The sequence below is a fragment of the Nocardioides phosphati genome (assembly GCF_014646375.1).
GTDB lineage: Bacteria > Actinomycetota > Actinomycetes > Propionibacteriales > Nocardioidaceae > Nocardioides > Nocardioides phosphati.
On record NZ_BMNI01000002.1, the window covers coordinates 304,673 to 323,479 of the forward strand.

An 18,807-nucleotide genomic window follows, 5' to 3' on the forward strand; every position below is an offset into this window, starting at 1 on the left:
CACCGGGCTCACTCCACCGCGACCAGCAGCGGGTAGCGGCTCTGGCCGCCGTCGTAGACAACGATCTCGAGGAGGGGATGGCGGCGGGCCAGCATCTTCTCGAGACGCTCGGCGAGATCCCCCGCGTCCTCACCCGACACCAGGGTGACCAGCTCGGCGGCACCGCCGCCGATGAGGCGACGGAGCAGGCCGTAGGCGACGTCGAAGAGGTCGTCGCCGATCACGACGAAGTCGCCGTCGATGGCGCCCAGGATGTCGCCGGGGCTGCAGGCACCGGCGGTGGTGATCGCCTTGCGCGCGGCGACGGTGACGGCGCCGTGGCGTGTGTGGCGGGCGGCCGAGGTCATCGCGACGACGTCCTGCTCGAAGGGGCGGCCCGGCTCGTGGACGGCGACCGCGGCCAGGCCCTGCACCTGCGCCTGGCTGGGGATGACCGCGACCTTGAGCTTGCCCGACTCCTCCGCGGTGCGGGCGGCGATCTCGGCGACCTTGAGCGAGTCGGGGTCGTTGGGCAGGACCACGACCTCGGCCGCGCCGCTGCTGTCGATGGCGTGGAGGATCTCCCCCGCGCTCGGCCGGCGGCCCGGCTCCGTCGTGACGGTGATCGCGCCGGTCTCCGCGAAGAGCTGCTGCAGGCCCGGCCCGGCGGTGACGGCGACCAGCTTGCGGCCCAGGCGACTGGGACGGCGGGCCTTCGCGGCGGCGACCTGCTCGGCGAAGTGGGTCACCTTGACGCGGTGGGGACGGCCCACGTGGATGCCGGCCTCGATGGCCGCGCCCACGTCGTCGGTGTGGATGTGGACGTTCCACAGACCGTCGCCGCCCACCACGACCAGCGAGTCGCCGAGGGTCGCGAGCTCGGCACGCAGCTCGGTCAGGCGGTCGTCCTCGACGTCGATGAGGTACATCACCTCGTAGGCCGGACCGTCCTCGGTCAGGTCGTCGGTCGGCAGCAGGACCGGCACGCTCGGGACGCCGCGAGCCTTCGTGGGCTCCACACGGCGCCGGCCGGTCAGCGCCGTCTCGGCAGCCTCGAAGACGACGACGAGACCGCGGCCTCCGGCGTCGACGACCCCGGAGTCGGCGAGGAGCTTGAGCTGCTGCGGCGTGCGCTCGAGCGCGACCCGGGCGGCCTCGGCCGCTGCGGCGATCGTGGGAATGGAGCTGTCGTTGGGCGCGACCTCCATCGCAGCCTCGGAGGCGGCCTTCATGACGCTGAGGATCGTGCCCTCGACCGGCGTGCCGACCGCGGCGTACGACGCCTCGCAGCCGTCGCGGAACGCCTCGGCCAGGACGATGGACTTGCGCTCGTCGGGGCCCGCCTTGCGCAGGCGCGCGACCAGGGCGCCGAGCAGCTGGCTGAGGATGACGCCCGAGTTGCCCCGCGCGCCCATGAGCGACCCGCGCGCGAGCGCCTTGAGCGCGGCGTCACCGCCCTCGCCCCGGGCGACCGCGTCGAGCATGGCGTCACGGCCGGCCTGGACGGTGAGGAACATGTTGGTGCCGGTGTCGCCGTCGGGCACGGGATAGACGTTGAGCGCGTCGATCTCCTCGCGCGCCTCGGCGAGGGCATCGGTCGCGATCTCGACGAAGCGGACGACCGTGTCGACGTCGAACATGCACCCCCGCCTCTCGCTCGCTCGTGACCTGAAACCACGCCGACCGGGCGGCGTACCGTTGCGACGCACAGGCTAGTGGCTGCCACCCACGGAGCGGGGGTAGCGGCCGATTCGCGTGTGCGGCGCGCTTTCGCTTACCCTTGTGCGGTTGTCCCGTGCCGACGCCCCTGACTGTGTGGTCGTGTGGCTGTCCGTGGGACTCGAAGACCTCGTCCCGATCGATCTCCAGGAGTAACCCGTGGCTGCCGTCTGCGACATCTGCGCCAAGAAGCCCGGCTTCGGCAACAACCGTCCGTGGTCGCGCAAGATCACGAAGCGTCGCTTCAACCCCAACATCCAGCGCGTCCGCGCCACCGTCAACGGTGCGCCGAAGCGTCTCAACGTCTGCACCGGCTGCCTGAAGGCTGGCAAGGTCACTCGCTGACCCGCTGACTCACCGGTTCGGCCCGCTGCTCCTCGCGAGCAGCGGGCCGATCTGCATTTCCGCCTCGGCGGATCAGAAGTGGGTCCACCCGGCGGGGCCGGCGTACGGCGCACCGTCGACGAGGACCCGCGGGCCGTCGTCGTCGACCTCGCGCACGGAGCCGATGACCGTCCACCCCTCCGGTACCTCCGCTGCGGACGGGAACGACGCCAGGAGCGGGTGGTCGTCTCCCCCGCCGAGGATGAACTGCATCGGGTCGGCGTTGAGCGCGGAGCCCACGGCGTGCAGCGGCTCGGGGATCTCGAAGGCGTCCGTGCGGATGTCGAGCACGACCCCCGAGGCATCGGCGACGTGGCGTGCGTCGGCGACCAGGCCGTCGGAGACGTCGATCATCGCGGTCGCACCGGCGTCCGCGGCGACCGGCCCGGCGGCGTACGGCGGCTCCGCACGGCGGTAGGCCTCCACGAGCACGCGCGGCGAGCGGAAGCCGCGGCCCAGGACCGCGAGGCCGCCGGCCGCCCAGCCCTGGCGCCCGCAGAGCGCCAGCACGTCACCCGGGCGGGCGCCCGAGCGGAGGACGGGCGCGACGGTGCAGCCACCCATGACCGTGACCGCGAGGACGAGGGTCTCGGAGCGGGTCACGTCGCCGCCGACGACGACGGCACCGACCTTCGCGCACTCGGCGGCAAAGCCGCGGGCGAAGTCGAGCACCCAGGCAACCGGGAGGTCAGCAGGCGCGGCGATGCCGATCGTCACCGACGTGGCCGTGCCACCCATCGCGTTGATGTCGGAGAGGTTCTGCGCAGCGGCGCGCGCGCCGACGTCCTCGGCCGGGACCCACTCGCGGCGGAAGTGCCGCCCCTCGACCATCAGGTCCGTCGAGACGACGGTGTGGCCGTTGCGGATCCGCAGCACCGCCGCGTCGTCCCCCGGGCCGACCAGGACGTGCTCGGCAGTGGCGAAGAGGGCGGTCACGGCCTCGATCAGCGGGAACTCCCCGACGTCGGCGAGGGTGGCATGCGGAGGGAAGGTGCCTCCCGTGGGTCCAGCGGGCATGGGGTCCATCCCACCAGTCCCCGCTGGGCGCATGGGGGTCGACACGCGCCGCGTTCGGAGTACGTTGAGGAGTCCACCGCCGCGACACCCGTCCAGCGCGGGGCCGTTCAGCCAGGGAGGCCGAGATGTCCGTCCACGCCTACATCCTGATCCAGACCGACGTCGGTCACGCCGCCGAGGTGACGCACGCGCTCACCTCCGTGCCGGGGGTGGTCTCCGCCGATGACGTCAGCGGCCCGTACGACGTGATCGTCCGCGCCGAGGCCAAGAGCGTCGACGCCCTGGGCCACGACGTCGTGGCCAAGATCCAGGCGCTGGACGGCATCACGCGAACCCTCGCCTGCCCCGTCGTACACCTCTGACGCACCGCACAGCCTCGGGCCGCCCTGCCGTGCGGGCCGCGCGAGCAGCTCGGGACACATTCGGGTACGCCGCGCGCGCCGGCGTGCGGGCGCTTGGGCGCTGGACCTGGATACGTGTCCGTACCTGCACGGTGCCGCCGGGCCCGCGCGAGTGGGCCGCGTGTGGGCGCGTCGACGACGGTGGGAGGATGCGGACGTGCCCCGACTTGCCCACCTGCTGTCCGTGATCGGGACTGGCGTCCTGCTCACTGCCTGCTCGTCCGACGGCGTCGAGATCGCATCGCCCGATGTCACGGCGGCCGAGCGCACTGCCTGCGAGAGGGTCCTGGTAGCTCTCCCGGACGAGCTCGACGGCCTCCCCGCGCAGGAGGTCACCCCGGCCGACGCCCTGGGCCGGGCCTGGGGCGACCCGGCCGTCGTGCTGACGTGCGGCGTGTCGATGCCCCGCGGGTTCCAGCCCGGCGCCTCGTGCGAGGAGAGCAACGGCGTCGGGTGGTACGTCCCCACCGACCAGTTCGGTGATCTCGGTGCGGACCTCACGATCTACACCATCGGCCGTACGCCGGTCGTCGAGCTGCTGGTCCCCTCGGAGCACCGCCGCGACGCGGCGTTCGCCGCCGACGCGCTGGCGACGCTGGCCGACCCGATCAAGCAGGCGATCCCGACGCACGAGCCCTGCGTCTGAGGGATCGACACGGCGCTGACGCGCCTGGTCCATCGACGGATCAGCGCAGGTCGGTGCTCCGGCTCAACGCCTGCTGGATCAGCAGGTCCACGAGCTCGGTGTAGTCGACACCCGAGGCGCCCCACATCTGGGGGTACATCGACGACGGCGTGAAGCCGGGCATCGTGTTGAGCTCGTTGACCACGAGGGAGCCGTCGGGGAAGACGAAGAAGTCGACCCGGGCCAGGCCCTCGCAGGCCACGGCGTCGAAGGTGACGAGCGCCAGCTCCTGCATCCGCGCGAGGAGGTCGTCGTCGACCTTCGCCGGACAGTCGATCTCGGTGTGCTCGCCGGGGAGGTACTTCGCCTCGAAGTCGTAGAACTCGTGGTCGCCGCCGATGCGGATCTCGGCCGGGAGCGACGTGCGCACCTCGCCGTCGGGCATCTGCAGGACGCCACACTCGATCTCGCGTACGCCGGCGGCGAAGCCCTCGACCAGCACGCGCGGGTCGTGGGCGATCGCCTCCTCGATCGCGGCGTCGAGCTCGGAGGCGTCGTGGACCTTGGAGATGCCGATGCTGGAGCCACCGCGCGCGGGCTTCACGAAGAGCGGGTAGCCCAGCTCCTCCGAGCGCGCCCGGCAGGCAGCGGCGTCACGGGCCCACTCACGGGCGGTGACGACGATCGACGGCATGGTGGGCACACCGGCGGCCTGGAGGACGACCTTCATGAACCCCTTGTCCATGCTGACCGCGGAGGCGAGCACGCCCGCGCCGACGTAGCGCACGCCGGCCATCTCGAGCAGGCCCTGGAGCGTGCCGTCCTCGCCCCACGGACCGTGCAGCAGCGGGAAGACGACGTCGACGTGACCGAGGACGTCGGTCGCCTCCGTGGCCTCGGTGAAGACCAGCTCGGTGCCGTCGGCGCGCTGCTCGAGCGACACCGCCGGAAGGGTCGCGTCGACCGACGGGAGCACGCGGTCAGCGATCTTGAGGCGGTCGAGGTCGCCGGCCTCGAGGACCCAGCGGCCGTCCTGCGCGATACCGATCGGGACGACGTCGTACTTGTCGCGGTCGATCACGTTGAGGACGGAGCCGCCCGTGACGCAGGAGATGCCGTGCTCGGTCGAGCGGCCGCCGAAGATGACCGCGACGCGGGGCTTGGCCGACGCGACGGCGTTCATCCGCGTGCCTCGGCAGCAGCGTCGAGCTCGGCGCGGGTGAGCACCGGACGGATCGCGAGCTGCACGTCATCGAGCGGGTTGCCCTCCGGGCTGCGGTCGATCGCGCACACGACGGTGTCGATGATCGCGCCGGCCGGGCGGAGCACGTTGACGGCGTCGCGCACGGCGCCGCCGGAGGTGATGACGTCCTCGATGAGCGTGACCCGCTTGCCGTCGAAGGCAGGGCCCTCGGCGAGCTTGGCCGTGCCGTACTCCTTGGCCTTCTTGCGGATGAAGATCACCGGGATGCCGGTCTTGGCGCTGACCATCGTGGCGATCGGGATGCCGCCCATCTCGAGGCCACCGAGCAGCTCGGTGCCCTCCGGGAGGAGGTCGACCATCTGCGCTGCGACACGCTCGAGCAGCGCCGGCTGCGCCTCGAAGAGGTACTTGTCGAAGTACGTGTCCGACACCTGCCCCGAGCGGAGCGTGAACTCGCCGCGGAGGCGGCACGTGGCGTCGATGTCGGCGGCAAGCTGCGTCTTCATGTCGTCAGTCACGGCGCACATCATTCCCTACGACGTCCCCGGTCCCTGCCTTCGGCCCGCGCCCTAGGCTTCGGGCATGACCGAGAAGTCCCCCGTCGTGCCCGGTTCCGCCACCCCCTCGACTCCCCCGCCCGTACGCCGGCCCGCGACCGTCGCGGTCCACGCCGGGCGCCCCGAGCGCAAGCCGGACGCGCCGTTCAACGAGCCGATCGCGATGGCGTCGGTCTACGTCGCGGGTGGCGACATGGAGTACGGCCGCTACGGCAACCCGACGTGGACGGCGTTCGAGGAGGCGCTGGGGGCGCTCGAGGGTGGGCGGTGCCTGTCGTTCGCGAGCGGCCTTGCGGCGGTCGCCTGCGTGCTCGACCTCGTCGGCCAGGACGCCACGGTGGTCATGCCCCGACACTCCTACCAGGGCACCATCATGCAGCTCGGTGACCTCGAGGCCCGCGGGCGCCTCAAGGGCGTGCTCGTCGACATCGAGGACACCGACGCCGTGATCGCCGCCTGCGAGGACGCCGCGCTGGTCTGGCTCGAGTCGCCGACCAACCCGGCGCTCGAGGTGGCCGACATCGCCGCGATCACTCGCGCGGCCCACGACGCGGGGGCCTACGTGGTCGTCGACAACACCTTCGCCACTCCCCTGCTGCAGCAGCCGCTGCTCGATGACGTCGACCTGGTCCTGCACTCGGCCACGAAGTACATCGCCGGCCACAGTGACGTGCTCATGGGTGCCCTCGTGACGCGCGACGACCAGCTCTTCGACGTACTCAAGAAGCGGCGCGACCTGACCGGCGCCGTCCCCGGGCCGATGGAGGCGTGGCTGGCACTGCGTGGCCTGCGCACCCTCCACCTGCGGGTCGAGCGGGCCCAGGCCAACGCGCAGGAGCTCGTCGCGCGGCTGGGTGAGCACCCGGCTGTCGCGAAGGTCCGCTACCCCGGCTTCGGCGCCGTGATCGGCGTGGAGTTCGCCCAGGGCGTCCTCGCGGCCGAGCTGCTCGTGCAGAAGACGAAGCTCTGGGTCCACGCCACCTCGCTCGGCGGCGTGGAGTCGACGTTCGAGCGGCGGCGCCGGTGGAAGACCGAGTCGCAGACGATCCCCGAGGACCTGGTCCGGATGAGCGTCGGCATCGAGGACGTCGAGGACCTCTGGGAGGACCTGCGCGTCGCCCTCGACACCCTGGTCTGAGGCTGGCCGGGGCCGGCTCGCTCAGTCGGTCTCGGCCTTGGTGTCGCGCTGGATGAACGCCTGCATCATGTCGGTGGCGGTGAGGCGGCCGGCGACGACGGCGTCGACGTGCTCGGCGATGGGGGCGTCGACGCCGGTCTGCGCGGCGAGGGCGAGGAGCGAGGAGCACGACTTCGCCCCCTCGGCGACCTGGCGGGTCGAGGCGTAGATCTCCTCGGTCGTCAGGCCCCGGCCGAGCTTCTCGCCGAAGGTGCGGTTGCGCGACAGCGGGGAGGAGCAGGTGGCGACGAGGTCGCCGAGGCCGGCCAGGCCCATCAGCGTGAGGGGGTTGGCACCGAGCGCCATCGCCAGGCGGGCGGTCTCGGCGAGGCCGCGGGTGATGACGGAGGCGGTGGTGTTGTCACCGAAGCCGAGGCCGACGGCCATGCCGACAGCGAGGCCGACGACGTTCTTGTAGGCGCCGCCGAGCTCGCAGCCGAGGACGTCGACGGACGTGTAGGGCCGGAACGACGGCGAGTGGCACTGGGCCTGGAGGCGCTTGGCGACCTCCTCGTCGGCGCAGGCGACGACCGAGGCAGCCGGCTCGCGGCGGGCGATCTCCTTGGCCAGGTTGGGGCCGGAGACGACGGCGATGCGCTCGGGACCGGCGTCGGTGACCTCCGCGATCACCTCGCTCATCCGCTTGAGGGTGCCCAGCTCGACGCCCTTCATCAGCGACACCATGACCGCGTCGTCGGGGATGTACGGCGCCCACTCGGCGAGGTTCTCGCGCAGGGACTGGCTCGGGGTGGCGAGCACGACGACCTCGGCGCCCGCGAGCGCCTTCTCCGGGTCGTGGGTCGCGCAGACGCTCGGGGGGAGCTCGATGCCCGGGAGGTAGTCGGAGTTCTCCCGACGCTCGTTGATCGTCTGGCAGACCTCCTCGCGGCGTCCCCAGATCGTCACGTCGTTGCCGCCGTCGGCGAGGACCATCGAGAAAGCGGTGCCCCACGAGCCCGCACCGAACACGGCGATCTTGCTCATGCCTGGTCCTTCTTCCGCTTCTTCTGGTTCGGGTTGCCGATCTCGGCGACGCCGGCTGCCTTGGGGTCGAACCGCTCGACCGGGGCCTTCTCGCCACGGAGCTCCTCGAGGAGCTCCGTGAGGGCCGCCATGATCCGGTCGGTCGCGGTCCTGATCTTCTCCACCGTGATCTCGCCGTCCCGCAGGTCGGAGAGGTCCACGGGGTCGCCCGCCTTCACCACGACGTTCTTGCGCGGGAGGAGGTGGGGTCGCTTCGCGTAGGGCGGCAGGATCTCCTGCTCACCCCAGTGCGCCACGGGAACCACGGGCGCGCGCCGGTGGCCAGCGCCATGCGCGCCGCCCCGGTCTTGCCGCGCATCGGCCACAGGCCGGGGTCGCGCGTGACCGTGCCCTCCGGGTAGACGACGAGGCACTCACCGTCACGCAGCGCCTTCTCCGCGGCGGCGAAGGCGTTCTGCGCGTCGCTGGACATGCGCGCGACCGGGATCTGCTTCGTGTCGCGCATGATCCAGCCGAGGAACGGGACGTCCCAGATGCCCGCCTTCGCCAGGAAGCGCGGTGCGCGGCCGTGGTGGTGGACGAAGTGCGCGATGGTCAGGGGATCGATCTTCGTGACGTGGTTGGCCACGAGCACGACGCCGCCCGTCTCCGGGATCTTCTCGCCGTCGATCCACGTGCGCCCGCTCATCGCCGTCAGCGTCGGCACCAGGATCGCCTCACCCACGCGAAACCCCGCTCCGGGCTTGCGCGGCCACTTGCGCTCCGTCACCTGTCACCTCATCCATCTCGCGGCGGCGACACCGCGTCACGCTCACCGGGGAGCAGGTTATCGACTCGCCCGCCCCGATGCCGGGTCCCACGCAGAAATGAGGCTGCGGCGCCGCCCCGAGGGACGGCGCCGCAGTCGGCGTACGGCGGGTCAGGAGCCCGCGGAGGGGGCCGCCTTCTTGGCAGGCGCCTTCTTGGCGGGGGCCTTCTTCGCCGTGGTCTTCTTGGCGGCAGCAGCGGCGCCCGTGGCCTTCTTCGCTGCGGTGCCGGCGGCCTTCTTGGCAGGGGCAGCGGCCTTGGTGGCCGCCTTCTTCGCCGGAGCGGCGGCCTTCGAGGCAGCCTTCTTGGCCGGCTCGCTCGCCTTCGCCGCGGCCTTCTTCGCGGGGGCAGCCTTCGTGGCAGCAGTGCTCGCGGCCTTCTTGGCCGGGGCCACGGCCTTGCGGGTCGCGGCCGAGGTGCCGGACGCCGCCTTCTTGGCCGGCTCGGTCGCCTTCGCCGCGGCGGCCTTCGCCGGAGCCGCCTTCTTGTTGAGGTCGAGCTTCGGCAGCTTCTTCGCGCCGGAGATCACGGCCTTGAGGTCGGCGCCCGCGGTGAACTTCGGGATGGCGGTCTTCTTCGCCTTGATCCGCTCGCCGGTCCGCGGGTTGCGGACCATGCGCGCAGGCCGGATCCGCTTCTCGAACGAGCCGAAGCCCGTGATCGCCACCTTCTCGCCGCGCGCCACCTCGCGGGTGATGGTGTCGAGGACCGCGTCGAGCGCCGCGGCTGCCATCTTGCGGTTGCCTTCATAGCGCGCAGCGAGCGCGTCGATCAGCTGGGTCTTGTTCACGGGCTTCCCTTCCGGTGCAGCGAGTCGGGTCCGCCCCGACGCTCTCTTCGCAAGGTAGGGAGGAATCGACAGCGCCACAACGACCCTGCGCGCTTTGGGCGCACCTTTTTGTCCGCGTCCGGTGCGCGCCGCGAGCACCCGGCGTACGCCGAAGGGCCCGGCCGCTGGTGCGACCGGGCCCTTCGGGTGGGCGATTTCCCTTGCAGGCAAGGGGAAACGCGTCAGGCGTGGAGCGTGACCGGCTTCCACGACGGGCGCTTGGCCTCGTACGTGGTGATGTCAGCCTCGTTGCCGAGCGTGATGCCGATGTCGTCGAGGCCGTTGAGCAGGCGGTAGCGGGTGTAGTCGTCGACGTCGATCGGGGCGACGAGGTCACCAGCGCGCACCTCGCGGGCGTCGAGGTCGACGGTCACCTGCGTGGTCGGGTCGGCCTCGACGAGCTGCCAGAGCTGGTCGATGACGTCCTGCTCGACCTGGGCGGCCAGCAGGCCGGCCTTGCCCGAGTTGCCACGGAAGATGTCGGCGAAGCGGCTCGAGAGCACGACCTTGAAACCGTAGTCCATGAGCGCCCAGACGGCGTGCTCACGCGAGGAGCCGGTGCCGAAGTCGGGGCCGGCGACGAGGACGGAGACGCCCTGGTACTCCGGCTTGTTGGCCACGAACTCCGGGTCGTTGCGCCAGGCCGCGAAGAGGCCGTCCTCGAAGCCCGTGCGGGTGACGCGCTTGAGGTAGACCGCCGGGATGATCTGGTCGGTGTCGACGTTGCTGCGACGCAGCGGGAGCGCCGTGCCGGTGTGGGAAGTGAACTTCTCCATGACTGTTCTCCTCTGTCCGGATCAGACCAGGTCGGCGGGCGACGCGAGCGTGCCCTTGACGGCGGTGGCTGCAGCGACGGGGATCGAGACGAGGTGCGTGCGACCGCCCTTGCCCTGACGGCCCTCGAAGTTGCGGTTGGAGGTCGACGCGCTGCGCTCCTGCGGGGCGAGGGTGTCGGGGTTCATGCCGAGGCACATGGAGCAGCCAGCACCACGCCACTCCGCACCGGCCTCGACGAAGACCTTGTCCAGGCCCTCCTCCATCGCCTGGTTGCGGACGCGGACCGAGCCCGGGACGACGAGCAGGCGGGTGCCCTCGGCGACCTTGTGGCCCTTGATGATCTCGGCGGCGAGGCGGAGGTCCTCGATGCGGCCGTTGGTGCAGGAGCCGACGAAGACGGTGTCGACCTTGACCGAGCGCATCGGCTGGCCGGCCTCGAGGCCCATGTACTCCAGCGCCTTCTCGCAGGCGAGCTTGTCGGACGGGTCCGAGAAGTCCTCCGGCGACGGGACGTTGGCGCCCAGCGGCACGCCCTGGCCCGGGTTGGTGCCCCAGGTGACGAACGGCGTGACGTCGGCCGCGTCGATCACGATCTCCTTGTCGAAGGTCGCGTCGGCGTCGGTGACCAGCGTCTTCCAGTGCGCCACGGCGGCGTCCCAGTCGGCACCCTTGGGGGCCTCCGGCTTGCCCTCGATGTAGTCGAAGGTGGTCTGGTCGGGAGCGATCAGGCCCGCCTTGGCGCCCCACTCGATCGACATGTTGCAGATCGTCATGCGGCCCTCCATGGAGAGCTTGCTGATCGCGTCGCCGCGGTACTCGACGATGTAGCCCTGGCCGCCACCGGTGCCGGTCTGCGCGATCAGGTAGAGGATCAGGTCCTTGGCGGTGACGCCGTCGGCCAGCTCGCCGTTGACCGTGACGGCCATCGTCTTCGGCTTGGCCTGCATCAGCGTCTGCGTCGCGAGGACGTGCTCGACCTCGGAGGTGCCGATGCCGAACGCGATCGCGCCGAAGGCGCCGTGGGTCGAGGTGTGCGAGTCACCGCAGACGATCGTCATGCCCGGCTGGGTCAGGCCCAGCTGCGGTCCGACGACGTGGACGATGCCCTGCTCGATGTCGCCGAGCGGGTGCAGGCGGACGCCGAACTCCGCGGCGTTCTTGCGCAGGGTGTCGACCTGGGTCTTGGAGACCGGGTCGGCGATCGGCTTGTCCCAGTCGAGCGTCGGGACGTTGTGGTCCTCGGTCGCGAGGGTCAGGTCGGGGCGGCGCACCTGGCGCCCGGCAATGCGGAGACCGTCGAAGGCCTGCGGCGAGGTGACCTCGTGCAGCAGGTGGAGGTCGATGTAGAGAAGGTCAGGTTCGCCTTCAGCGCTGCGGACGACGTGCTCGTCCCACACCTTCTCCGACAGGGTCTTGCCCATGGGGGTCTCCTCGTGTCAGCAACTCTTGCAGTGCTCGTGCCGGGCCCGGTCTGGGCCACGTCACAGAAGCCTACGCTTGCATCCCAACTTATGAGATGGCAATATCGCCATATGGACAACACCAGCGGAGTCGGCGTACTCGACAAGGCAGCCCTCGTGCTCGCGGCCCTCGAGGCCGGCCCGGCCACGCTGGCCGGGCTCGTCGCCGGCACCGGCCTGGCCCGCCCCACGGCACATCGTCTCGCAGTCGCGCTCGAGCACCACCGCCTGGTCGCCCGGGACCTGCAGGGCCGGTTCGTCCTCGGCCCGCGCCTGGCCGAGCTCTCCGCCGCCGCCGGCGAGGACCGCCTCCTCGCCGCTGCCGGCCCGGTGCTCGCCCGCCTGCGTGACATCACCGGCGAGTCCGCCCAGCTCTGGCGGCGCCAGGGTGAGCACCGCGTCTGCGTCGCCGCCGCCGAGCGCCCCTCCGGCCTGCGCGACACGATCCCGGTCGGCTCGCAGCTGACCATGCGCGCCGGCTCTGCTGCGCAGGTCCTGCTCGCCTGGGAGGACCCGGAGCGCATGCATCGCGGCCTGCAGAACGCCGCCTACTCGGCCACAGCCCTCTCCGGCATCCGCCGTCGTGGCTGGGCCCAGTCGGTCGGCGAGCGCGAGCAGGGCGTGGCGTCTGTCTCCGCGCCGGTCCGCTCCCCCAGCGGCAAGATCATCGCCGCGGTCTCCGTCTCCGGCCCGCTCGAGCGCCTCTCGCGCCAGCCCGGCCGCATGCACGCCCCCGCGGTCCTCGCTGCTGCCGAGCGGCTCTCCGAGAGCCTGCGCCGCGCCGCCGCGGAGTAGGGCTCACCCATCGTCTGGATAGTCCCCAACAGGAAGCACCTCCGACATGCCGTCGGGGGTGCTTTCCGTTGGGGACCATCCCGTCAGAAGAGGCGGTCGGTGCTCTCGAGGTCGAGGAGCAGCTTCTTGCGGTCCATGCCGCCCGCGTAGCCGGTGAGGGACCCGTCCGCGCCGATGACGCGGTGGCACGGGACGATGATCGGGATCGGGTTGCGTCCGTTGGCCAGCCCGACGGCGCGCGAGGCGGCATTGGTGTGGCCGAGCCACGCGGCGATCTCGCCGTAGGACCTCGTCTCGCCGAAGGGGATCTTCACGAGCTGCGCCCAGACGCGCTCCTGGAACTCCGTGCCGCGCGGCGCGACCGGCAGGTCGAACGTCGTGCGCTCACCCGCGAAGTACTCCGTCAGCTGGGCGACGGCTGCGGCGAGGACGGGATGGTCGTCACCGCGCTCCCCCAGCGGCCGGCCGTCGGCGGGCTGGCGCCAGGGCGTGAACTCGATCGCCGACAGCGCGCCCGCGCGCTCGATCAGGCGCAGCTCGCCGACCGGCGATTCCATCACGGTCCACATGGTCAGATCATCTCCTCTTGGGAATGAGTCTCCGCGGCGGGGGCCGCGAGCGACGTCCACAGGTGCAGCAGGGCGTAGGAGCGCCAGGGGCGCCAGGCATCGGGGTCGGCGTCGGGAAGGGCGGCCAGCGCCGCCTTCACGCCGGCGTCGGTCGGCAGGAAGACGTCGGGGTCTCCGAGCGCCCGCAGGGCGACGTAGCCGGCCGTCCACGGCCCGACGCCGGGCACGGCCAGCAGTGCGCGGCGTACGTCGGCACGGTCGGCGCCGCGGTCGAGCACGACGTCGCCGCCGGCCAGGGCGCTGGCAAGGCTGGTGATCGCGCGCCTGCGCGAGGCCGGCATGCCGGACATCGGAGAGGCGGCGATCGCCCCCGGCGTCGGCCAGAGGTGCGTCAGGCCGTCGACGCGGAGCGCCTCGGGCAGGGGCTCCCCGGCCGACTCCACGAGGCGGGCGGCGAGGGTGCGGGCGGCGGCGACACTTACCTGCTGCCCGAGCACTCCCCTGATGGCCAGCTCGGCCCCGTCGACGTGGCCCGGCACCCGGAGGCCGGGTCGCGCTCGGACCAGCGGCGCCAGCGCGCGGTCGCCGGAGAGCGCCTCGTCCACGGCGACGGGGTCGCAGTCGGCGTCGAGGAGGCGGCGTACGCGCTCGACGGCGGCGGACACGTCGCGGACGTCGGTCAGCCGGAAGGTGGCGGGGACCTGGACGACCTGCCCGTGCGCGGGCGCGTCGGCGAGCTCGAGACGGACCGTGCCCGCGCCGTGCGGCAGGCGGAGGGAGCGGGCGTACCACCCCGGGCCGACGGCCTCGATCCCGGGCACCGCGCGGGTGGCGAGGAAGGCCGCCAGAGCCCTGCCGGCGAAGGGCGTGCGCACCGCGAGGTTGAGCCGGAGCTCCCCCGCTGCGGCCGTGTGCGAGCGGCGCCCACGCAGCTCGGTCGGGCTCGCGGCGTAGACCTCGCGCAGCGTCTCGTTGAACTGGCGCACGCTGGAGAACCCGGCCGCGAACGCGACCTCGGCAAGCCGCAGGTCGGTGGTCTCGATCAGCACACGGGCGATCTGGGCGCGACGGGCGCGGGCCAGGGCCAGCGGACCGGCGCCGAGCTCGGCGGTGAGGATCCGGCCGAGCTGGCGCGCGCTGTAGCCGAGTCGAGCAGCGAGCCCGGGAACCCCTTCGCGGTCGACGACGCCGTCGGCGGTCAGGCGCATCGCGCGACCGGCCACGTCGGCGCGGACGTCCCAGTCGGGACTGCCCGGCGTGGCATCGGGCAGGCACCGCTTGCAGGCCCGGAAGCCGGCAGCCTGCGCAGCCGCAGCCGTCGGGAAGAACGACACGTTGGCGAAGCCGGGGGTGCGGGCCGGGCAGGAAGGACGGCAGTAGATGCCGGTCGTGTGGACCGCCGTCACGAAGACGCCGTCGAAGCGGCGGTCGCGTGACTTCACGGCCCGGTAGCAGGCCTCGCGGTCGGTGTGCATGGGTCCATCATGGTCGCTGCCACCGCCAGGATCTGGCGGAAATCGGACGCGGCCGTGGGGCTCGTCAGCGCAGGGTGCGACGCACGGAGCGCAGGGTCAGGCCGAGCGTCACGAGGCCGACCCCGCAGAGCCCGAGGACGTCGTGTGCCCACTGCCCGGTGGAGTACGCCGCGAGCGGGTCGGGCACCGCGCCCCGCACCCCGTGCTTGGCGCGCTCGAGGTGGACGCTGACCGCGTCGGCCGCCTGCGCCCAGCGTGCAGGCGCGAGCCAGGCGACCTGCTCGAGGCCGGGCCGCCCGGCGACCTGGACCAGCGCGCCGGAGAGCACCAGCTGGCCCATGACGAGGGCGACGAGAGCAGGCATGGTCTGCTCGACGCTGCGGACCAGGGCCGAGGCCAGGAGCCCGAGCCAGGCGCTGGCCACGGCGAGCAGGCCGACCACGACGGCGACCTCGCGCATGCCCCAGCCGTGCACGCCACCACGGTCGGCGCCGGGCAGGCCGGCGAGCGCGAGCCACGTGACGACGATGCCCTGCGCGAAGCAGAGGAGACCGAGGAGGAGCGCCTTGGCCAGCACCCAGGCGCCGGGCGAGAGGCCGACGGCGTACTCGCGGCGGAGCAGGGCTCGCTCCTTGACGACCTCGCGCACGGTCATCGCCGCGCCCATGAGGCAGGCGGCGACGAGGAGCAGGATCAGCCGCTGGCCGGCCTCGTCGCCGAGGTTCGCGCGGGTGGCGCCGTGGGCGCGGGCGGTCACCAGCGACAGGCCCGCGTCGCCGGGGGCGATCCGGCTCAGCGCGCCGAGCAGGAGCGGCATGACGGCCAGCATCGCGACGGTCAGCCGGTCGGCGAACGTCGTCGCCGCGGTGCGACGGAGGAGCGTGACGAGCTGTGCCGCGCTGCCCGGGCGCGCCGGGGTGGGCAGCGTGGCGGGCGGCTTGAGCTTCGGGCGCTCGACCTTGCTGTCGGCGGCGGGGACCTCGCCGCTCTCGAGCAGGTCGAAGAGCTCGGGGTAGTCGAGGCAGCCGAAGTGGCCGAGCAGCGTCTCCGGCGGGCCGACGTGGGCGAGGCGGCCCCCGCGCGCGAGGACGACGACCTGGTCGCACGCCTCGAGCCCGATCACCGAGTGCGTGACCGCCACGACCGTGCAACCGTCGTGGGCGAGGTCGCGGAGCTGCTCCATGACGCTGCGGTCGAAGCCCGGGTCGAGGCCGGTCGTCGGCTCGTCGAGGAAGAGCAGGTCGGGCGCGGTGAGCAGCTCGGTGGCGATCGCGAGCCGCTTGCGCTGACCCCCGGAGAGGCTGCTGATCCGCTGGTCGCGCTGGCCCGCGAGGCCCAGCCGGGCGAGCACGGCGTCGACCTGCGTGGTCCGCGCGGCGCGGGAGGTGCCCGGCGGCATGCGCAGCGCAGCGGCGTACGCGAGCTCGGCGGCGACGGTCAGCTGCGGGTGGAGGAGCTCCTCCTGCGGCACGACACCGATGCGGAAGCGGGCCAGCTCGCGCTCGGAGTCGAGGTCGTGGCCGTCCCAGACGACCCGGCCGGTGGTGCAGGGTCGTTCACCGGTGAGGGCGCGAAGAAGCGTGGACTTGCCGGCGCCCGACGGGCCGATCACGGCGGTCAGGGTGCCGGGCGCGAGGTCGAGCGAGACCTCGCGGAGCAGGCGCGTGCCCTCCACCGTGACGTTCACGGCGTCCAGTACGAGGTGGCCTTCGGCCGGTGCCCCGGCCGGCGTGACCACACGCTCCGGCGTACGCCGCCGAGTGGGCGCCACCTCTGCCGCCTCTGCGGGGAGTGGGGCGGTCGACGCGGGAACGGTGGGCGCTGGAATCGTCGGTGCGGGCGGTGCGGGCGGTGCGATGCTCGCAGGGCGCATCGCAGGGGCGCCGGTGTCGTCGGGGCCGTACTCGAGGAAGGACTCGACGTACGGCACCACCTCGAGCTCGACCAGCTGCCCGTCGGGAGCGCCGACGCGCAGGGCGACCGGGCGGCCGGGGAAGAGCGGGAGCTGCACCACGTGGCAGCCGTCGAGGAAGAGCATCGGCTGCTCCCCCACGTCACGGACCGACCAGCCGCCGGCGGTGCACTGCAGCGCGAGCGGGCCGAGCACCTCGCTCTCGTCGAACACCCGGGAGTCACCGTTCGTCGAGACGCGCAGGCGCTCCTCGGTCTCGGTGAACGGGAGCGTGGTCATCTCAGGCAGCACGCTAGGTCGGAATTGTCCCGACTCCCGATCGCCACGCCGGACGCGCGACCCGCCGGGCCCGGGGACGCCGGATCAGTCGACGTACGCCGCGAGGTTCTGCAGCAGCTCGTCGTGGATGCGGCGCAGGCCCAGGGGCGCGAAGGTCCGCTCGAAGAAGCCGCCGACACCGCTGGCGCCGTTCCACGTCGTCGTGACGGTCACCTTCGTGCCGGCGTCGTCGGTGGCGACGGTGAACGTGGTGACCATCGAGGAGTTGCGGTCGGTCTCGACCACGGAGTCGCTGGTGACGACGACGTCGGCGACCACGTGGCGCACGCGCTTCTCGGTGGCGTGGAGGTGCCACTGGGCGACGGTGCCGGCGCCGACGCCGCCCTCGAGCACCTCGTACTCCGTGTAGTGCGACGTGAGGATCGCCGGCCGGGCCTCGCGGTAGTCGGCGAGCGCCTCGAGCACGCGCGCGGGCGCAGCGGGGACGATCGCCTCGGCGACAGCGGTGACCTGGCCCATGACGTGCTCCTTGAAGAAGGGGGTGAAAGCAGGGAGAACCTTACGTCGCCAGCAGGGCTCCGCTGACCAGCGAAAACGTTTGCGTGACGCGTGACCCCGGACCTACCGTGAGCGCGTGCTCCGCTCCCGCAACGCCGTCATGCTCGCGTTCTTCTTCAACGGCTTCACGTTCGCCTCCTGGGTCTCGCGCATCCCCGAGGTCCGCTCGAGCCTGCACCTCGAGAACGGCCAGCTCGGCCTGCTGCTCCTCGCGGGAGCGGTCGGCTCGCTGGCCACCCTGCCGACCACCGGCGCGCTGCTGCACCGCTGGGGCGCCGCGACGATGGTCCGCGCCGGCGTGGCCACGGCGATGCTCGGCATCGTCATCGCGGCGTTCGGCACCGACACCTTCGGCCTCGCACCCGTCGTCGCCGTCGGCCTCGTCCTGTACGGCGTGGGCAGCGGCATCTGGGACGTCGCGATGAACGTCGAGGGCGCGGTCGTCGAGCAAGGTCTCGGCCGCACGATCATGCCCCGCTTCCACGCCGGCTTCAGCCTCGGCACGGTCTCCGGCGCCGGCCTGGGCGCGGCGGCCACCGCGGCCGGCGTACCGCTGGAGTGGCACCTGACGGCTGCCTGTGCGGTCACCCTCGTCGCACTGCTCTCCACCGTCGGCGGCTTCCTTCCGCGCGCCGCGGAGGCGGCCGCCGAGCATGCTCCCGCCGCCGGCGCGCTCGCTGCCTGGCGTGAGCCGCGCACGCTGCTGATCGGCCTCATGGTCTTCGCGCTCGCCGTCACCGAGGGCAGCGCCAACGACTGGCTGGCGATCGCGCTCATCGACGGCTACGACGTGCCGCACTGGGTCGGCGTCAGCGGGTTCGGGCTCTTCGTGACCGCGATGACGACCGGGCGCGTGGTCGGCCCCGTGCTGCTCGACCGGCACGGCCGCGTGCCGGTCCTCTGGTCGACGATGGCCGCGGCCGGCGTGGGCCTGCTCCTCATCGTCTTCGGCGGTCACGCCGCCCTGGTCGTCGTGGGCATCGTGCTCTGGGGACTCGGCGCGTCGCTCGGCTTCCCCGTCGGCATGAGCGCGGCGGCCGACGACCCGGTGCGGGCGGCGACCCGGGTCAGCGTCGTCTCCACCATCGCGTACGGCGCGTTCCTCGCCGGGCCTCCCCTGCTCGGCTTCGTCGCGGACCACGTCGGGACGCTCGACTCGCTGCTGGTCGTGGCCGCTCTCCTCGTGCCGAGCGCGCTGCTCGTGCCGGCTGCGCGCAAGCCCTCCGACTCCCCCGCGCACGCCTGACCGGCGGCCGCCGCGGAGGCCTTTGACTTCACGTACTTGAAGTTCCTACGGTC

General features: G+C 72.5%; 20 protein-coding genes. 6 read left to right on the forward strand and 14 right to left on the reverse strand.

Annotation, left to right across the window (positions count from 1 at the left end):
* Window positions 1–8 precede the first annotated feature (8 nt).
* Window positions 9–1,619, reverse strand: a complete 1,611-nt coding sequence (gene fakA / locus IEX47_RS06410; RefSeq protein WP_188783168.1) for a DAK2 domain-containing protein — start codon at window positions 1,617–1,619, stop codon at window positions 9–11.
* Between the two features lie 238 nt (window positions 1,620–1,857).
* Between fakA and rpmB the strand changes: the two genes are divergently transcribed.
* Window positions 1,858–2,043 (forward strand): 50S ribosomal protein L28, encoded by a 186-nt coding sequence (rpmB, locus tag IEX47_RS06415; protein WP_107700189.1) that lies wholly within the window; start codon window positions 1,858–1,860, stop codon window positions 2,041–2,043.
* A gap of 72 nt (window positions 2,044–2,115) precedes the next feature.
* Here the strand turns inward: rpmB and IEX47_RS06420 are convergent, their stop codons facing one another.
* Window positions 2,116–3,099: a thiamine-phosphate kinase gene (locus IEX47_RS06420; RefSeq protein WP_188783169.1), complete on the reverse strand. Its 984-nt coding sequence runs from the start codon at window positions 3,097–3,099 to the stop codon at window positions 2,116–2,118.
* A 125-nt stretch (window positions 3,100–3,224) separates the two neighbouring features.
* Between IEX47_RS06420 and IEX47_RS06425 the strand changes: the two genes are divergently transcribed.
* Together IEX47_RS06425 and IEX47_RS06430 are read left to right on the forward strand one after the other, a co-directional pair.
* The gene (locus IEX47_RS06425) at window positions 3,225–3,461 is read left to right on the forward strand and encodes an Lrp/AsnC ligand binding domain-containing protein (protein ID WP_188783170.1); all 237 of its coding nucleotides are present in this window, start codon (window positions 3,225–3,227) and stop codon (window positions 3,459–3,461) included.
* A gap of 196 nt (window positions 3,462–3,657) precedes the next feature.
* Window positions 3,658–4,146 carry a DUF3515 domain-containing protein gene (locus tag IEX47_RS06430; RefSeq protein WP_188783171.1) on the forward strand — a complete coding sequence of 163 codons (489 nt, stop codon included), beginning with the start codon at window positions 3,658–3,660 and terminating at the stop codon, window positions 4,144–4,146.
* A gap of 40 nt (window positions 4,147–4,186) precedes the next feature.
* Here the strand turns inward: IEX47_RS06430 and IEX47_RS06435 are convergent, their stop codons facing one another.
* Both IEX47_RS06435 and pyrE read right to left on the reverse strand, forming a co-directional pair.
* A complete protein-coding gene (locus tag IEX47_RS06435) occupies window positions 4,187–5,308 on the reverse strand; it encodes a D-alanine--D-alanine ligase family protein (RefSeq protein ID WP_188783172.1) in 1,122 nt (373 codons plus the stop codon).
* Window positions 5,305–5,847: an orotate phosphoribosyltransferase gene (gene pyrE, locus IEX47_RS06440; RefSeq protein WP_229662674.1), complete on the reverse strand. Its 543-nt coding sequence runs from the start codon at window positions 5,845–5,847 to the stop codon at window positions 5,305–5,307. The genes IEX47_RS06435 and pyrE overlap by 4 nt, the downstream gene beginning before the upstream one ends.
* 64 nt (window positions 5,848–5,911) lie before the next feature.
* Here pyrE and IEX47_RS06445 point away from each other — a divergent pair, with 64 nt between their 5' ends.
* A complete protein-coding gene (locus IEX47_RS06445; RefSeq protein WP_188783173.1) occupies window positions 5,912–7,024 on the forward strand; it encodes a trans-sulfuration enzyme family protein in 1,113 nt (370 codons plus the stop codon).
* Between the two features lie 21 nt (window positions 7,025–7,045).
* Here the strand turns inward: IEX47_RS06445 and IEX47_RS06450 are convergent, their stop codons facing one another.
* The 6 genes from IEX47_RS06450 to leuC all read right to left on the reverse strand — a co-directional run bounded on the left by IEX47_RS06450 (window position 7,046) and on the right by leuC (window position 11,881).
* A complete protein-coding gene (locus tag IEX47_RS06450) occupies window positions 7,046–8,047 on the reverse strand; it encodes an NAD(P)H-dependent glycerol-3-phosphate dehydrogenase (RefSeq protein ID WP_188783174.1) in 1,002 nt (333 codons plus the stop codon).
* The gene (locus IEX47_RS17910; RefSeq protein ID WP_229662675.1) at window positions 8,044–8,247 is read right to left on the reverse strand and encodes a hypothetical protein; all 204 of its coding nucleotides are present in this window, start codon (window positions 8,245–8,247) and stop codon (window positions 8,044–8,046) included. Before IEX47_RS17910 ends, IEX47_RS06450 begins: the two co-directional genes overlap by 4 nt.
* A gap of 14 nt (window positions 8,248–8,261) precedes the next feature.
* A complete protein-coding gene (locus IEX47_RS17915) occupies window positions 8,262–8,816 on the reverse strand; it encodes a lysophospholipid acyltransferase family protein (protein ID WP_229662676.1) in 555 nt (184 codons plus the stop codon).
* Window positions 8,817–8,966: 150 nt separating this feature from the next.
* Complete coding sequence (locus tag IEX47_RS06460; protein WP_188783175.1) at window positions 8,967–9,644, reverse strand: HU family DNA-binding protein; 678 nt, start codon at window positions 9,642–9,644, stop codon at window positions 8,967–8,969.
* Between the two features lie 221 nt (window positions 9,645–9,865).
* Window positions 9,866–10,459, reverse strand: a complete 594-nt coding sequence (gene leuD / locus IEX47_RS06465; protein ID WP_188783176.1) for a 3-isopropylmalate dehydratase small subunit — start codon at window positions 10,457–10,459, stop codon at window positions 9,866–9,868.
* A 21-nt stretch (window positions 10,460–10,480) separates the two neighbouring features.
* Complete coding sequence (gene leuC / locus IEX47_RS06470) at window positions 10,481–11,881, reverse strand: 3-isopropylmalate dehydratase large subunit (RefSeq protein ID WP_188783177.1); 1,401 nt, start codon at window positions 11,879–11,881, stop codon at window positions 10,481–10,483.
* 111 nt (window positions 11,882–11,992) lie between these two features.
* Between leuC and IEX47_RS06475 the strand changes: the two genes are divergently transcribed.
* The gene (locus IEX47_RS06475; protein ID WP_107700199.1) at window positions 11,993–12,715 is read left to right on the forward strand and encodes an IclR family transcriptional regulator; all 723 of its coding nucleotides are present in this window, start codon (window positions 11,993–11,995) and stop codon (window positions 12,713–12,715) included.
* A gap of 83 nt (window positions 12,716–12,798) precedes the next feature.
* On the opposite strand, the gene IEX47_RS06480 is transcribed toward IEX47_RS06475, so the two are convergent.
* The 4 genes from IEX47_RS06480 to IEX47_RS06495 form a co-directional block, all read right to left on the reverse strand.
* Entirely contained in the window at window positions 12,799–13,284 is a 486-nt protein-coding gene (locus IEX47_RS06480) for a methylated-DNA--[protein]-cysteine S-methyltransferase (RefSeq protein ID WP_188783178.1), read from the reverse strand.
* Between the two features lie 2 nt (window positions 13,285–13,286).
* Complete coding sequence (locus tag IEX47_RS06485; RefSeq protein ID WP_188783179.1) at window positions 13,287–14,759, reverse strand: AlkA N-terminal domain-containing protein; 1,473 nt, start codon at window positions 14,757–14,759, stop codon at window positions 13,287–13,289.
* A gap of 64 nt (window positions 14,760–14,823) precedes the next feature.
* Window positions 14,824–16,950 (reverse strand): ABC transporter ATP-binding protein/permease, encoded by a 2,127-nt coding sequence (locus tag IEX47_RS06490; RefSeq protein ID WP_188783180.1) that lies wholly within the window; start codon window positions 16,948–16,950, stop codon window positions 14,824–14,826.
* Between the two features lie 84 nt (window positions 16,951–17,034).
* On the reverse strand, window positions 17,035–17,469 hold the full coding sequence (locus IEX47_RS06495) for an SRPBCC family protein (protein ID WP_188783181.1): 435 nt from the start codon (window positions 17,467–17,469) through the stop codon (window positions 17,035–17,037).
* Between the two features lie 115 nt (window positions 17,470–17,584).
* On the opposite strand from IEX47_RS06495, the gene IEX47_RS06500 reads away from it, so the two are divergent.
* Window positions 17,585–18,754, forward strand: coding sequence for an MFS transporter (locus IEX47_RS06500; protein WP_229662677.1), 1,170 nt, complete (start codon window positions 17,585–17,587; stop codon window positions 18,752–18,754).
* Window positions 18,755–18,807: the final 53 nt, after the last annotated feature.

What these genes read in the sequence shown, in the direction of transcription:
- IEX47_RS06445 (WP_188783173.1), top strand. Translation starts at nt 5,912, where the DNA reads ATGACCGAGAAGTCCCCCGTCGTGCCCGGTTCCGCCACCCCCTCGACT.
- IEX47_RS06450 (WP_188783174.1), bottom strand. Translation starts at nt 8,047, where the DNA reads ATGAGCAAGATCGCCGTGTTCGGTGCGGGCTCGTGGGGCACCGCTTTC.
- IEX47_RS06495 (WP_188783181.1), bottom strand. Translation starts at nt 17,469, where the DNA reads ATGGGCCAGGTCACCGCTGTCGCCGAGGCGATCGTCCCCGCTGCGCCC.
- leuD (WP_188783176.1), bottom strand. Translation starts at nt 10,459, where the DNA reads ATGGAGAAGTTCACTTCCCACACCGGCACGGCGCTCCCGCTGCGTCGC.
- IEX47_RS06425 (WP_188783170.1), top strand. Translation starts at nt 3,225, where the DNA reads ATGTCCGTCCACGCCTACATCCTGATCCAGACCGACGTCGGTCACGCC.
- IEX47_RS06475 (WP_107700199.1), top strand. Translation starts at nt 11,993, where the DNA reads ATGGACAACACCAGCGGAGTCGGCGTACTCGACAAGGCAGCCCTCGTG.
- IEX47_RS06480 (WP_188783178.1), bottom strand. Translation starts at nt 13,284, where the DNA reads ATGTGGACCGTGATGGAATCGCCGGTCGGCGAGCTGCGCCTGATCGAG.
- IEX47_RS06490 (WP_188783180.1), bottom strand. Translation starts at nt 16,950, where the DNA reads ATGACCACGCTCCCGTTCACCGAGACCGAGGAGCGCCTGCGCGTCTCG.
- fakA (WP_188783168.1), bottom strand. Translation starts at nt 1,619, where the DNA reads ATGTTCGACGTCGACACGGTCGTCCGCTTCGTCGAGATCGCGACCGAT.
- IEX47_RS06435 (WP_188783172.1), bottom strand. Translation starts at nt 5,308, where the DNA reads ATGAACGCCGTCGCGTCGGCCAAGCCCCGCGTCGCGGTCATCTTCGGC.
- IEX47_RS06420 (WP_188783169.1), bottom strand. Translation starts at nt 3,099, where the DNA reads ATGCCCGCTGGACCCACGGGAGGCACCTTCCCTCCGCATGCCACCCTC.
- leuC (WP_188783177.1), bottom strand. Translation starts at nt 11,881, where the DNA reads ATGGGCAAGACCCTGTCGGAGAAGGTGTGGGACGAGCACGTCGTCCGC.
- IEX47_RS06485 (WP_188783179.1), bottom strand. Translation starts at nt 14,759, where the DNA reads ATGCACACCGACCGCGAGGCCTGCTACCGGGCCGTGAAGTCACGCGAC.